The 13,751-nt window shown below is 42.3% G+C and carries 15 protein-coding genes; 7 read left to right on the forward strand and 8 right to left on the reverse strand.

All coding sequences use genetic code 11. The features are described 5' to 3' along the window. The first annotated feature begins 2 nt into the window (after positions 1–2). Positions 3–1,340, forward strand: coding sequence for a RagB/SusD family nutrient uptake outer membrane protein (locus HH214_RS12550; RefSeq protein ID WP_169608158.1), 1,338 nt, complete (start codon positions 3–5; stop codon positions 1,338–1,340). 21 nt (positions 1,341–1,361) lie between these two features. After that, a complete protein-coding gene (locus tag HH214_RS12555) occupies positions 1,362–4,052 on the forward strand; it encodes a M14 family zinc carboxypeptidase (RefSeq protein WP_169608159.1) in 2,691 nt (896 codons plus the stop codon). 493 nt (positions 4,053–4,545) lie between these two features. Here the strand turns inward: HH214_RS12555 and HH214_RS12560 are convergent, their stop codons facing one another. Next, complete coding sequence (locus HH214_RS12560) at positions 4,546–5,121, reverse strand: NAD(P)H-dependent oxidoreductase (RefSeq protein ID WP_169608160.1); 576 nt, start codon at positions 5,119–5,121, stop codon at positions 4,546–4,548. An 84-nt stretch (positions 5,122–5,205) separates the two neighbouring features. Here HH214_RS12560 and HH214_RS12565 point away from each other — a divergent pair, with 84 nt between their 5' ends. After that, entirely contained in the window at positions 5,206–5,577 is a 372-nt protein-coding gene (locus HH214_RS12565) for a winged helix-turn-helix transcriptional regulator (RefSeq protein WP_169608161.1), read from the forward strand. A 168-nt stretch (positions 5,578–5,745) separates the two neighbouring features. On the opposite strand, the gene HH214_RS12570 is transcribed toward HH214_RS12565, so the two are convergent. Then, positions 5,746–6,075: a ribonuclease inhibitor gene (locus HH214_RS12570; protein ID WP_248282088.1), complete on the reverse strand. Its 330-nt coding sequence runs from the start codon at positions 6,073–6,075 to the stop codon at positions 5,746–5,748. A 323-nt stretch (positions 6,076–6,398) separates the two neighbouring features. Then, positions 6,399–7,430 (reverse strand): zinc-dependent alcohol dehydrogenase family protein, encoded by a 1,032-nt coding sequence (locus tag HH214_RS12575; RefSeq protein ID WP_211166217.1) that lies wholly within the window; start codon positions 7,428–7,430, stop codon positions 6,399–6,401. A gap of 96 nt (positions 7,431–7,526) precedes the next feature. Between HH214_RS12575 and HH214_RS12580 the strand changes: the two genes are divergently transcribed. Together HH214_RS12580 and HH214_RS12585 are read left to right on the forward strand one after the other, a co-directional pair. After that, positions 7,527–7,880 carry a winged helix-turn-helix transcriptional regulator gene (locus HH214_RS12580; protein WP_169608162.1) on the forward strand — a complete coding sequence of 118 codons (354 nt, stop codon included), beginning with the start codon at positions 7,527–7,529 and terminating at the stop codon, positions 7,878–7,880. Between the two features lie 728 nt (positions 7,881–8,608). Continuing rightward, the gene (locus tag HH214_RS12585; protein WP_169608164.1) at positions 8,609–9,142 is read left to right on the forward strand and encodes a hypothetical protein; all 534 of its coding nucleotides are present in this window, start codon (positions 8,609–8,611) and stop codon (positions 9,140–9,142) included. Between the two features lie 92 nt (positions 9,143–9,234). On the opposite strand, the gene HH214_RS21960 is transcribed toward HH214_RS12585, so the two are convergent. Together HH214_RS21960 and HH214_RS21965 are read right to left on the reverse strand one after the other, a co-directional pair. Next, complete coding sequence (locus tag HH214_RS21960) at positions 9,235–9,507, reverse strand: SDR family NAD(P)-dependent oxidoreductase (protein ID WP_211166218.1); 273 nt, start codon at positions 9,505–9,507, stop codon at positions 9,235–9,237. After that, positions 9,500–9,733 (reverse strand): SDR family NAD(P)-dependent oxidoreductase, encoded by a 234-nt coding sequence (locus HH214_RS21965; RefSeq protein WP_211166219.1) that lies wholly within the window; start codon positions 9,731–9,733, stop codon positions 9,500–9,502. Before HH214_RS21965 ends, HH214_RS21960 begins: the two co-directional genes overlap by 8 nt. 156 nt (positions 9,734–9,889) lie before the next feature. On the opposite strand from HH214_RS21965, the gene HH214_RS12595 reads away from it, so the two are divergent. Both HH214_RS12595 and HH214_RS12600 read left to right on the forward strand, forming a co-directional pair. Next, a complete protein-coding gene (locus HH214_RS12595; protein WP_248282089.1) occupies positions 9,890–10,654 on the forward strand; it encodes an SDR family NAD(P)-dependent oxidoreductase in 765 nt (254 codons plus the stop codon). A gap of 93 nt (positions 10,655–10,747) precedes the next feature. Continuing rightward, positions 10,748–11,326: a TetR/AcrR family transcriptional regulator gene (locus HH214_RS12600; RefSeq protein WP_169608166.1), complete on the forward strand. Its 579-nt coding sequence runs from the start codon at positions 10,748–10,750 to the stop codon at positions 11,324–11,326. A gap of 199 nt (positions 11,327–11,525) precedes the next feature. Here the strand turns inward: HH214_RS12600 and HH214_RS12605 are convergent, their stop codons facing one another. The 3 genes from HH214_RS12605 to HH214_RS12615 are packed head-to-tail and all read right to left on the reverse strand — an operon-like array spanning position 11,526 to position 13,552. Continuing rightward, positions 11,526–12,440, reverse strand: a complete 915-nt coding sequence (locus HH214_RS12605) for a helix-turn-helix domain-containing protein (RefSeq protein WP_169608168.1) — start codon at positions 12,438–12,440, stop codon at positions 11,526–11,528. A 9-nt stretch (positions 12,441–12,449) separates the two neighbouring features. Next, complete coding sequence (locus tag HH214_RS12610; protein WP_169608170.1) at positions 12,450–12,710, reverse strand: Atu4866 domain-containing protein; 261 nt, start codon at positions 12,708–12,710, stop codon at positions 12,450–12,452. Then, positions 12,710–13,552, reverse strand: coding sequence for an SDR family oxidoreductase (locus tag HH214_RS12615; RefSeq protein ID WP_169608172.1), 843 nt, complete (start codon positions 13,550–13,552; stop codon positions 12,710–12,712). The genes HH214_RS12610 and HH214_RS12615 overlap by 1 nt, the downstream gene beginning before the upstream one ends. Positions 13,553–13,751: the final 199 nt, after the last annotated feature.

Here is a 13,751-nt window from a genome sequence, read left to right on the forward strand (position 1 = left end):
ACATGAAACAAATTTATATCCATTATATATTGCTGCTTGCCGTAGCACTTTCGGTGGCCTCCTGCAAGAAGTATTTAGACGAAAAACCGAATAACCAGATCGCGGCCGAAGATGCCATCGTGGATGTAGGTACCGCACGTGCTGCCATTATTGGCGCTTACGATGGCGTGCAGAACTATTATGCCATCAATTACACCACCTTGGGCATTATGCCGGCAGATAATGTAGTTTTTAACGGTACGCTTAACCAATACCTGCAACTGGACCAAAATGCTATACCCGCAGATAATGTAATGACCGTAGCTGCCTTTCAGGGTATTTACAAAACCATTAATGCCGTCAATAATATTATAACCCGTGTACCATCAGTAACAGACCCGCTGCTAACTTCAACAGAAAAGAACCAGATTTTAGGTGAGGGTTATTTTATCCGCGCACTATGCTATTTTGATTTGGGCCGTGGTTGGGGCGGAGTACAACTCGAACTCAAACCAACAACCGACATCAGCTCGATAAAAGGCATCAAACGGAGCACGCTTGACCAAACTTATGATCAGGTACTGGCTGACTTAACCCAGGCAGAGCAATTGCTCCCAGAAGATAACACCACACGTAACCGTGCACAGAAAAGTACTGTCCGTGCCCTGCGTGCGCGCTTGCATCTATACCGCAGCCAGTGGGCCGATGCTGAAACTTATGCATCGCAGGTGATCAGCAATACCAAGTACAGCCTTGTTAAGCCTTATAAAACCTTTTTTACCACACCGTTTCAAACTACCGAATCGGTATTTGAGCTGGCTTACTCTACTAATGACCGCAATACTTTCTGGAACTTATGGTACCCGAGCTCAGCTGGCGGACAGTACACCTTAAAACCTTCTGATGCATTGGGAGCCAAGCTCAATAATGCAGCTATAGGAGGCTCTCGCAATACATTAATAGCCGGAACCAACAGTAACGTATATGGTGTACTGTACAACACCACTTCTACCAGTACCGATCCATCTTATCTAATACGTATTGCAGAGCTATACCTGATCAGGGCTGAGGCTAGAGCCGAGCAGAACAACCTGACCGGTGCTGCTGCTGATTTAAACATTATCAGAAACCGAGCCGGACTGCAGCCTACCACTGCAACCACCCAAGCTGATTTATTACAGGCGATAGAAAATGAAAACAGCGTAGAGTTTGCCTTTGAGGCACACCGCTGGTTTGATTTGGTACGAACCAAGCGCGCAGGTACCGTATTGGGGCTTACCAATACCAACTACTGGTTGTTCCCGATACCGCTTTCTGATGTATTGTCTGATCCTGATGTAACACAAAACCCCGGATATTAAAACAACTACCCACTCATCAGCATGAAAACAACTCCGTTCCAAAGGTTACTGCTTGCCTTAATGCTATTGATAGCTGCGCAGGCATCAGCTCAAAACAAGTATTATTTCCCCAAAGCTACAGCGCTGGACAGCCACGTACCCACGCCAGAACAATTTCTGGGGTATGCTATAGGTTCCTATTATACCCGACACGAACAAGTAGTAGCCTATTTCAGAGAACTGGCCCGGGTGAGCGACCGTGTGCATGTGCAGACCATCGGCAAAACGTATGAGCAGCGTGAACAGATCATTGTTACTATCACTTCGCCTGCGAACTACAACAGGCTAGAGCAGATCAGGCAGGAACATTTGAGCCAGGTTGATCCGGCTAAACCAGCACTGACTACCAATTCGCCTTTGATTATCGACTTGGGTTATGGCGTGCATGGCAATGAAACTTCCAGCACCGAAGCCAGTCTGTTAGCCGGATACTACCTCGCTGCTAGTCAAGATGCAGAAGTGCAGCGCTGGTTGAGCGAAGCCGTGATATTTATTGATCCTTCCCTTAATCCTGACGGGCGCGACCGTGCCGCTAACTGGCACAACCAGTATCATTCATTTCCGCCTGTGGCAGATGCGTTAGATAAAGAGCATGTAGAAGGCTGGCCGATGGGGCGCACCAACCACTACTTTACAGACCTGAACCGCGATTGGCTGAACCTGGTACAGGTAGAAAGCCGTAACCGTGTAGAGTTTTTTCATAAATGGTACCCCAATGTGCAGATTGATTTTCATGAGCAGGGCACTAATGCTACCTATTACTTCGAACCTACCCCTACAAGGCATTATAGCCCTATTATTCCGTCTTTTTTGTATGAGGAAGGTATAACACTGGCCCGATACAACGCCAAAGCTTTGGATGATATCGGCTCTTTTTACTTTACCAAAGAAGGGTATGATAATTTGTCGCCCATTTACGGTTCTACTTATCCTAAGTTCTACGGTGCAGTAGCAGCCACCTATGAGCAGGCCAGCTCACGCGGTATTTTGCAGGAATCAAGCAACGGGCCAGTTAGCTTTGCTTTTACCATCCGTAACCATTTAACTACCAGCTTTTCAACCATCCGCGGTGCAGTTGCCGAAAAGACTAACCTGTTTAAGGTACAGAAAGACTTCTTCAAATATGCCTTAGCACAGGGTCAGAAGAGTACCACCAAAACCTATGTTTTTGGTGACAGCAAGGACGTTAACCTGACCCAGCAGTTTTTGAGTGTGCTGCTGCAGCATCGCATTAAAGTATATGAACTTACCGGCAACGTTACCCAGCAGGGAAAAACGTTTGAAAGGGGCAGCGCCTATGTAGTACCAGCTGCGCAACCCAACTATTTAATTGTACATTCCATTTTTGAGGAAAACATACTGCAGGATAGTGTTTATTATGATAATACCGGCTGGAGCATTATTCATGCCTATGGTCTTAAGTATGCCAAGATCGCTACTCCGGTAGCAGCAGGCAACCAGGTGACAGCCTTAAACCTGCCTAAAGGCGAAGTGGAAGGCGGAAGATCGGCTTATGCCTATGTGGTTGATTATAGCGATTATAACGCCAGCAAAGCTTTGTATGAATTGTTATTGAAAAACATACTGGTAAAAACCGCTTTTAAAACCTTTACCGCTAACACAATGGTGGGCAAGCGTTCATACGGTTACGGTTCACTGGTAATTCCGGTGGCTGCACAAACTATTTCTCCGGATTCACTTTACCGTACCCTACAGCAGGTAGCAGCCGATACCCACCTCAATGTGCTGCCTGTAGCCAGTGGTTTTAGCACCGAAGGCGTTGATTTAGGCAGCAGTAATATCCGTGCGGTACGCAAGCCCGAAGTGGCGATGGCTTTTGGTCAGGGCACCATGGCTTCGGAAGCGGGGCAGATATGGTTTTTGTTAAATCAGCAGCTCAATATGCCAGTAGCCAAACTTGATCTCACTAGCTTTCTGCGTGCATCTCTAAAAAGATATACCACCATAGTACTACCCGGAGGCAACTACACGGCTTGGGACAATGCCACAGTTGAAAAAATCAGAGCTTGGGTAAACGATGGGGGAATACTAATTACCTTCCAAACCGCTACAGCATGGGCCATACAGCAAGGATTAGTTAAGGAAAAGTTAGTTGAATCTGATATTGCAGTAAGAGGAGGAAATGCAGCCGCACCTGCGCCTGCCAACCCGGTTAATGCCCCAGCTACACCCGAACAAAACGCCGGGAGTATTAATTTACCAGGCCCAGTGCCTTCCGGTATTGCACCTACCCGTCCAGCTCATAAAGTGCGCTTAAACTATGCCCAGCAGGAAGATACCGAAGGCGCACGCCATATCAATGGCGCTATATTTCAATCAGATTTAGATGTTTCTCATCCAATTGCGTTTGGAGTAACCAGCCGTACGCTATATATTAACAAGAATGGGCCTACCATATTGGTGCCCAGCGTGAATAAGTACGCTACCGTTGCACAATATACTGCTAAACCTTTTGTGAACGGCTATTCTTCTAAGGCAAATATTGGTAAGGTCGCCAATTCTGCTGCTATTATTGCCAATGCAGTAGGTAGTGGCGAAGTTATTTTGTTTGCCGATGACCCTACTTACAGAGGATACTGGTTAGGTACTAGCAGGTTGTTCTTGAATGCAATCTTTTTTGGAAACATGGTTGGAGGCGCAAACAGCCAATAGGGCTTGTAATTAAATAAATAATGAAATATGTGTTTAAGTTGGCTGTGTTATTGAATACAGCCAACCAACAAGTGATGTGACCGAGCGGCTACGTAGGAGTTTGCAAAATCTTTAATGTCCAAACGTAATACCTGCATTATACTGCTGCATAATATAACCTCGACGGTTTTAGAGACAATCGGCAAGTCCATGTATGCAGCTTTATAAAATAAGCCTTATATATTCCGAAGTCCGAAAAGCAAGTCGAGCTGGAAAAAGCTAAACTCCAGAAATATGTAAACAGGTATGATGGGAATGCAAACTAATAAGTACAGGTTTCTGGATAATCAACGGGGGCAGATGGAGTTTGAACGTTTCTAAGGAAAAGCATGATACCATGGATTATTGAAGGCGCGACTGACTGATCTACAGTAGCACTGGAACTGATCTCCATAGGATTCGGTGATGGTTTCCAATGCTACTTTAGTTAAACAACGATGAGCTATTTATCAAATTACTCGAAAGGAACGGCAACCGGTGCCGGTTCAGGGTCTTTTAGGATCTTAATGATCTTTTGTGCATGCTGTTGGGCGTTCCTTTTGACTTCTTCTTCGGTAAAGGCTTCCACGTTCAATGAAGCGCCAAAGAAACAGATGGGGTCTATGTAGTTCATCTGGGCATAATACGCTGTATGTTCGAGGCTCTTACAAAATTCATAAATCCTCATATGATGTTTACCCGATAGGAGGTATTCTTTTTCGGCGGCGCCAACCGTAAAACTGGGAATCAGGTTTTTGCCTTTCAGCTTATCGCCTTGAGAACCATATGCGAACTGGTAAGCAAAGACTTCATCGATCCAGTGCTTCAGGATTGCCGGTAAGTTCAGCCAGTAAAAAGGATACTGTAGCAAGATGATGCCATGCCGGAGCAGTGCTTCTTGTTCCGCCAGTACATCTATCTTGTAATCCGGATAAAGACTGTGAATATTCCGTATCTCGTGATGTTCGCTGCTGCTTTGCAGCTCTTCCATAATGGTCTTATTAGCCAGTGAGCTATTAAAACGGGGGTGTGCTAAGATGATTAATGCCATACTATAAAAATTATAGTTGCAAAACTATTTAGAGCTCAGTACATTTGCAATAACTATCAAATTAGATAGGTCAAGATTTATTTTATGAATTACCTTAAATGGAATGACAAGATATATCCTTGTGGCGTAAGTCTGGCCATGGATCTGTTAGGGGGAAAATGGAAGGCTGTCATCCTATATTTCCTGAAAGACGGTGAGAAGAGATATAATGAACTTCGTAAGGAAATAACAACGATCACGGAGATGACCTTAAGTCTGCAACTCAGACAAATGGAGCAGGACGGCTTGATATCCCGAATGGTACATGGTGATAAGCCACCAGTAAAGGTGGTTTATCAGTTAACCGACCTTGGCAAAACGACTATTCCTGTGTTGCTTGCCGTAAACAATTGGGGAAAGCAACTTGTCAAAGAAAAGGGTGAAATTTTAGGGGACCTGCAGATCACAGAGCCATAGAAACACCTTGACGAAAAGTTCAACATTGAAACCCTGAATTGGGGGCATCTTGCTATATCATGATGTCAAAAATGCTTAAGTAAATTGGCGAAATGTCTTGACCTGAGTGAAAACTTGTACCATTAACAAATAAAGGATGGCCTAACCGCATATTAGTCACAGGGTCGGTCACCGGATTGACATTTGATTTTCTGCGAATTCGATATTCGGATGGTCTGCAAGGATAGCTATAATGATCTTAAAGAATGTCGGTCCATTGCCATTCTCCAAAGCCTCTAATTGATCCTGTATTAACCGTACATTAAAACCAGAAGGGCTTGCCAGCTTCTCTTTATAATAAGTCTTGGTTGCAGCTAAATCTAAAGCGCATTTACTCTTCTCAATGCTATGCCACAAGGGTTGAACAGGTTCCCTTTGTTTGATCTCTCCATAATTACCGTAAAGCAGGTCATTGAATGCATCAAGACTTTGTCCAATCTTCCAATTTTCATGCTGCATGAACACGCTGTTGATTTCTTCATAAAAGGAGGTGATGTTAGTTATATGGTCTCCTTCAATAATCAGATGTTTCTTCTTATACTACAATTAAACCTTTTGAACCTGGCCTGATCTATCTACTTTTTATAATCCAGATGCGTACCATAGTTGAATAAACATCGGCATGCTCTACCGCATTTCTTATAAAGTGCGATATGTTAAGCAAAAGTCATCAGTGTTGATTGATGACTTTCGCATTGTGGCGTTGCTAAATTTCGTACCTTAATTAATTAATCAACAAGGCGTCAATACTCAGAACAAGCAATTAATGATTTCCAGTTGAATCATGCCACTTTAACAACAATCTTTCCAAACGGTCCACGATCCAGATGGTCAAGTGCTGAAAACAGATCTATAAACTCATAGACTGTATCAATAACCGGCTTAATCGCTTTACGATCCACAGCCCTTACTAAGTTTTCCAGTGCTTTGCGGCTACCAGTGCCGATCCCGTGAATGGTCACATCTTTTAACATCAGGGGCATTGCAGGCGCGCTGAGCTCGAAACCTTCCAGTGCACCGATTTGGCAAATATGGCCGCCTACAGCTACCGCCTGCACGGCCTTTGCCAGGTGCGGACCTCCGATTACTTCCAGTACATGGTTTGCACCACGATCAGCGGTGAGTTCATAAACAGCTTCTAACCAGTCTTCTCTTTTTTTGTCGATGAAATGATCGGCGCCTAGTGCTATTGCCCGCTGCTCGTTTTCAGGTCGCCCGGAAATGATGACCTCTGCACCATTGGCCTTGGCAATTTGTAGACCGAACAACGCGACGCCGCCTGTGCTGGGAATAAGTACCGTATTACCCGCGTGAACACGAGCCCTCTCGACCAGGGCGAACCAAGCGGTAACACCTGCACACGGAAGCGTACTTGCTTCTGCATCGTTTAATGTTTTCGGCGCTTTAACCAGCCATTTCTCCGGCATAGCCACGTATTCAGCCAGTACGCCCGGATAAAAGCCTCCTAGCGTACGATAAGCGGGGGTGCGTCCGGTACCCGGCCTGAGTCCGTCTGTCCAATCCGGCGTAAAAGTCGAAATAACACGATCGCCAATTGACAGATGCTTTACATTTTCGCCGGTACTTATTACCTCACCTGACAAGTCAGAGCCAGGCGTAAAAGGAAAGCCAAGCGGAAGTCCCCGACCAGTCTCGATTACCATTTTATCGCGATAATTTAATGCCACAGCGTTTACTTTTACAAGGACTTGACCAGGCGGTGGTTGTGGCACCGGAACGTCATTTAGGTGTAGCTGTTCGCGGCCGATGGCAGACATCTGCCAGCTTCTCATCATTTTAGGAATCTTATTCATATTTTTATGCAAAGTTCCGCCCGCAGATCTGTCCAGTCAAGAATGGATAAATTTATCTATGGTTATTGCCCGGGTGGTTTTATCTATTTTTGTGATATGGCAAATGCATACGAACGTAAAATACCCATGCTGGATTGCGGACATGATTATATACGCCAGGTTCTGCATGGCCGGTGGAAGATAGCGCTGCTACTGCGGATTCGTAAGGGCATCGTGCGTCCGGGCGAACTAGCCCGCAGCATTCCGCAGGCTACCCGTCGCGTTCTTGATGCGCAATTAGCTGAATTAATTCGGCATGGGCTGATTTCTAAATTAGTGTACGATGAACACGTACCGCGGGTTGAATATCATTTGACGGACCTTGGCATGTCGCTTATGACTGTGGTTGATGTAATGGGAAAGTGGGGAACAGAAAACCTTAATGAATTGCGCAAACTGGTAAATTCATAATACCCATGTATTCTATAGCGATGTTCGTTGCATAGGTCATAGCCGAAGGTAAAGTCCAGACAGTGAAGAAAGTTGGAGCGATCCCGAATCTTATTTTGTGATGTGTTTAAAATGAAAGGTGGGCTTACTGCTGAAATTAACCAGTTATCTGATGGCAAACAACCATAACAAAAATTTGAGTCTTGGAAACAGTAACGAAAACGTTCTAATATGTTACCAGCTTTTTATAGATAGGATAAACAGAATCATAGCTATAAGTGACGGTAAACAAATGCAGTTTCGAAATCAAAGTTAGATAACGTGTACTTTCTTTAACTTTAGTTACTACTAATTTGGTAACCAAAGCTATCCCATTAAATTCAAAATTAGCTAAATAATGAAATATCACTTTTTAGGCGAAGCATTTTTTTCAATCTTTTCGATTTTGATTCAACTTTCTGAAAATCAATCAAAAAGTTCGACTTTTGTCCGCTTCCTTCTACCCAAAAAAATAAATAGCCTCTTAGAGAAATCTGAGAGGCTATTTTTGTTTTCGAACTAATGGTTAATATAGGTTGGTTATTAGGCGTTAGGTGCTCTTAAAAGTTCTTTAAGAACTTTATTTATAATACATTATATGTTAGTAAATCAATTAAAGTTCAAATGAATTATAAATTTACATTATCACAATTATCTCAATTGGCCTGTTGAATAGCTGTCAGCAACAAGGGCAAAGTAACAATGAACAGATGCATTCTATAGCGGTGCACTCCACTAATGATAAAGCTGAACCGTTATTTGATACAACTGGCTTAAATCAAGCTCCAATAAAAATTACTTCTGCAAAAATATCATCTAAATTAATTGATACTGTTGATCAGCCAGCAGACAATTTACATCATGAGGGACATTTTGGGCGATATATAACGGTAAAGATTAAATACAAAAATACTTCATCAAAACGTATTGTTGGTGCTCGCTTAAATTGGTTAATTGTAGATAAAAACGATAAACCTACAACGGTCGGTGATGTGAAGAATGGTTTGCAGATGGGATATATGGGAACATTATCCCCAACGAACCTTACAGGCTTCAATTTAGGGATAGGTGAAACTAAAACGGATGAATGGGAATATAAAAGTAATGCTGGTGAAAAAATTAAAATTGCCTTTTCTTCAGGGGTTCAGTTTTATGATAATAAGAAATGGAAAATTGGCAAGGAACATTTAATTACTAAACAACTTCTTTTAAAATTAGACTTTGATCTAGCTGCCAAAAGTTAAAACGCCATGCTTATTAAGCAAAAATGGGGCGATGTTACGCCCCATTTTTTGTAATACCAAGATTTATATAGTAGCTACTTCCCCTTCTTCTATCATATTACCTGGTACTGGTTAATTTCTCCCAGCCATAACGCCACACCATCTATATCCCAGACCGCACCGGTAATCCAGCTTGCCTCGTCTGATAACAAGAAGGTGATTGTTGCAGCAATATCTTCTGCCGTACCAATCCGACCTATTGGATGAAAAGAGTTAAATTCTTGTAATGAATCTTGAATTTTGCTTTTATCAATAAAGGATTTATAAATTGGTGTGGCCACTACAGTCGGAGATATTGCATTTACGCGAATGCCATATTTAGCCAATGGCTAAATGATGTGTTAAACTGTGCAAGCCTGCTTTTGCCATTGAATAAGCAGAAGAAGGTGTGGCTTTAATCGCCTGTTTAGCCCACATAGAACCAACGTTCACGATTGAACCACCTCCGTTAGTTTTCATAATTTCAACAGCTGCTTGGGTAATAAATAAGAATGCTTTGTTGAAGTTATGGTAAATATCATAATCTCCTTCAGCATGCCTTACAGCGAGCATTGCAAAACCTAAAAAAATCTAAATTTAATTAATAATGAAAGTTTACTAACTTTTCTTATGCATAGTAATTAGCGCATATGCTATTTATGTCATCGTATGTTCAAAATTTCTAATTGTACCATTTGGTCTAATTTTGTCACTATATTTATAAATCAAATGGTACAATTAGAAATGAAGAAATTAGAAAACAAAGTCGCTGTTGTAACCGGCGCTTCCAAAGGTATTGGCGCTGCCATTGCTAAACAACTAGCTATTGAGGGTGCCGCCGTGATCGTTAATTATGCATCTGCTCAAGAAGATGCCGAGCTCGTTGTAGCGGAAATTGTAAACAATGGCGGCCAAGCCATAGCAGTGAAAGCTGATGTGTCAAAGGCTAATGATGTCGATCGTCTGTTTACCGAAACGGTAAAGCAGTATGGTAAAGTTAATATTCTGGTCAACAATGCGGGCATTTATCAATGGGGACCTATCGAAGATGTGACAGAGGAAGGATTTTATCATCAGTTCGGCATTAATGTACTGGGGCCACTGCTTGCCTCAAAAGCTGCCGTACAATATTTTTCAGATCAGGGAGGAAGTATCATTAACATCGGTTCTGGTGTATCAAGCGTGGAACCGGCTGGTAGTGCCCTTTATACGGCAACCAAAAGTGCGATCGACTCTATTACCCGGGTACTTTCCAAAGAGCTTGGCCCGAGAAATATCCGCGTCAATTCAATCAATCCCGGAATAGTGAACACAGAAGGCTCGAGAGCTGGAGGATTTATCGGCAGTGAAATGGCTGATGTTATGGTAAATAATACTCCACTTCGCCGACTTGGAGAACCCGAGGATATTGCGTTGATCGCGGCCTTCCTTTCGTCGGAAGAGTCACGCTGGTTAACAGGCGAGATTATACTAGCCAGTGGCGGTCTTCGCTAATACCCGAAAATGCTTTAAAACAGCATTTGATCTCGCTCGCATACTTATATAAAATCAATAGCTTTGCCTGCTGCAGGTAAAGCTTTTTTGGTTATGAGAACAAAAGATTTCAACGAGACCGACATATTGAGAAAAGCCATCGCCCTCTTCTGGCAGAAGGGATATCATGCCACTTCGTTGCATGATCTCATTGATGGATTGGAGATCGGACGTTCCAGCATCTATCATGCTTTTGGCGACAAGCATAACTTATTTTTGCAAGCGCTGGAGCTCTATCAGCAGGAAGCCACAGCAAAAATCCAGGCGCTATTAAATGACGCTTTCTCAGTAAAAGAGGCGGTAACTCACTTGTTGCAGCAAGTTGTCAATGATGTCTTTACTGATGCCTGTCCCAAAGGATGCTTCAAAATAAATTCAGAGGTAGAAATGGCTGCAAGTGATGAAGTGATTAAAAAATTGGTTGCTGAAGATGATCTGATCATCGAAAAAGCCTTATATAATGCTATAAAAAAAGGCCAGGCTGATGGAGAAATCAGTATATCTAAAAACCCAAAAGCACTTGCCCGTTTCATTTGCAATGCAATAGCCGGAATGAGAGTTTATGGAAAATTCAGGAATGACCGGCAATTCTTTGACGATATCGTTAAAACAACCCTATCGGTTCTCGACTAACAACCAGCCTTTTTCTTTAGTATAGCTACAATAAAAACTTTAATACTCTTAAATTTTTCATATAGCAGTCTATAAGTATGACCTTAAATTATGAAAGCAAATCAAAGTTTCCTTGACTGTAATTTTGCAAATACTTTTTTATCAATAATACTTCTCCAATCGTTAATTGTAGTATACACTTGGGTGAGTATACAATAACTTAATTAAGTCCGGCCCGGAACTCTATTGGCGTCAGATGAGTTTTGGCTTTGAATAACTTACTAAAAGATTGGGAGTGCTCAAAACCTAAAGCATAAGCAATTTCTGAAACAGATAACGAGGTTGCAGAAAGCTTTTCTTTTGCTTTTTCAATTAGCTTTTCATGGATGAACTGCTGTGTACTTTGTCCGGTCAAGACTTTCAGTAGGTTACTGAGGTAATTCGGCGAAATATTAAGTTCACTTGCGATGAATGGAACGGTAGGGAGCCCTTTGATTATCAAATTCTCATCTGCAAAATAGTTGTTCAGCAGTAATTCCAGTTTAGCTAATATTTGATGGTTAGTGATTTTGCGTGTTAGAAACTGCCGTTGATAAAAGCGGTCAGCATAAATCAGTAGGTATTCTAACTGGTTAATGATCAGCGACTGGCTGAACTTATCCATATTGGATTGGTACTCTTTCTCAATACGCTGCAATATTTCCGTAATTACCTTTTCCTCTTTCTCCGATAAGAAAAGGGCTTCATTGACTTTATACTGAAAGAAATTATAACTCTTGATCGTTTTAGCCAATGGCGTATTCCATAAAAAATCGGGGTGGAGCAGCAACAGCCAACCCGACGGCTCTATTTGGGTATCGGGATTTATTTCTACCTGCAACAATTGCTGGGGAGCAAAAAAAGAAAGCACACCGGAATCAAAATCGTAAGGTTGCTGCCCGTAGTTAAATTTGGCTTGTACATTTCGCTTCAGTGCTAGAATGTAAAAATCCTGTATCCACTTCAGTTCACAAACGTCTTCCGGATATTTTACTTTACTGTAGTCGATCACACTAATAAGCGGATGCTCCGGTTGTGGAAGACCATAGTATCTGTGCAAATCCTGAAGCGAGCGAAAGTGATAGGTATGACTCATCTGTCAAATTTATGGTATTTGTTCTTTGTATAATATCATTCCTGCATGATACAGTATACCATCGCGAAACTCACCATCAGCGGTAAAGCCAGTATCATCTTTATAGTCAATGTGGTTACCGCTTACCCGGTAGTTGCCTTGGTAAGCGTTCTGTCGTTTACCGCGGGCCTCGTCATACCGACCATCGGGTAAAAGTTCATGTCGTATGTAGCCGTCTGCAGTTACCCACATGCCTATATATTCTTGAGTATCTTCTATTGTTGTGTTCATTATTCTTTTATTGCTGTTGAGACTGCCAGCTCTTTGTTGTTTTGCAATGCTTGTTCTATAACTTTAATTTTCGCTTGAGCAAGCTCGTAAGCACCTACACCCATAAAGAAATGTACCGGCGGATTATCTTGTTTACTTAGTTCAATCAGTACCTTTGCCGCTTTGCGGGGATCATTGGGCTGATTTCCATTTATCTCGTCCAAGTGGCTGGCTTCTACCTCGCGTGCATTGGCGTAAGCATCAATCGGATTGGCAGGAGTCATAGCCGAATCTTTTTCCAGAAAGTTGGTCCGGAAGTAAGCCGGATATATAAGCGTGGTTTTTACGCCGAAAGGTTGCATCTCTACAGCCAATGCTTCTGTAAATCCGGCCATGGCAAATTTTGTTGAACAGTAAATGCCAAATCCAGCAAAGTCTCCGATGTAGCCACCTACCGAAGAGATGTTAAAAATGTGTCCGGAGTGTTGTTTCCTTAAATAGGGTGCCACATTGCGGATTACATGAAGTGCTCCAAAAACGTTGACATCAAAATTCCTTTTTACTTCTTCATCTGATAACTCTTCCAGCGTACCGATCTGGCTATAGCCAGCATTATTGACTATTATATCAATGCGGCCAAATTTGTTAATCACTTGCTCAATAGTTTGCTTGACCTCTTCGTTACTGGTAACGTCCATGCTCAGCGGCAAAAAGCCTTCATGTACCCCAACTGCATCAATAAGGGATTGCTGATTTCTTGAAGTAGCAGCTACTTGATAACCCTCAGCCAGTAACTGCTGAACAAAGTTTAAGCCCAAACCTTTAGAAGCACCAGTTATAAACCATACTTTTTTAGTATCCATATTTTTATCCTTTTAGTACTGCAAAAATGAGTTACTGCTGTTAGTATGCTGTAGCCAATTCTAAGATTGTTGTAATCGAATCTAAGATGAGGAAGTATGGAGTAGATAAAGCGTTTGCTGATTAAAGCGAAATAACCATTTAGCTACCAGCCTAGAAGTCAGCTAATTGTTATGAGTACTTTTTAGTTGAAGTAAATTT

The sequence above is a fragment of the Mucilaginibacter robiniae genome (assembly GCF_012849215.1).
GTDB classification, from domain to species: Bacteria; Bacteroidota; Bacteroidia; order Sphingobacteriales; family Sphingobacteriaceae; genus Mucilaginibacter; species Mucilaginibacter robiniae.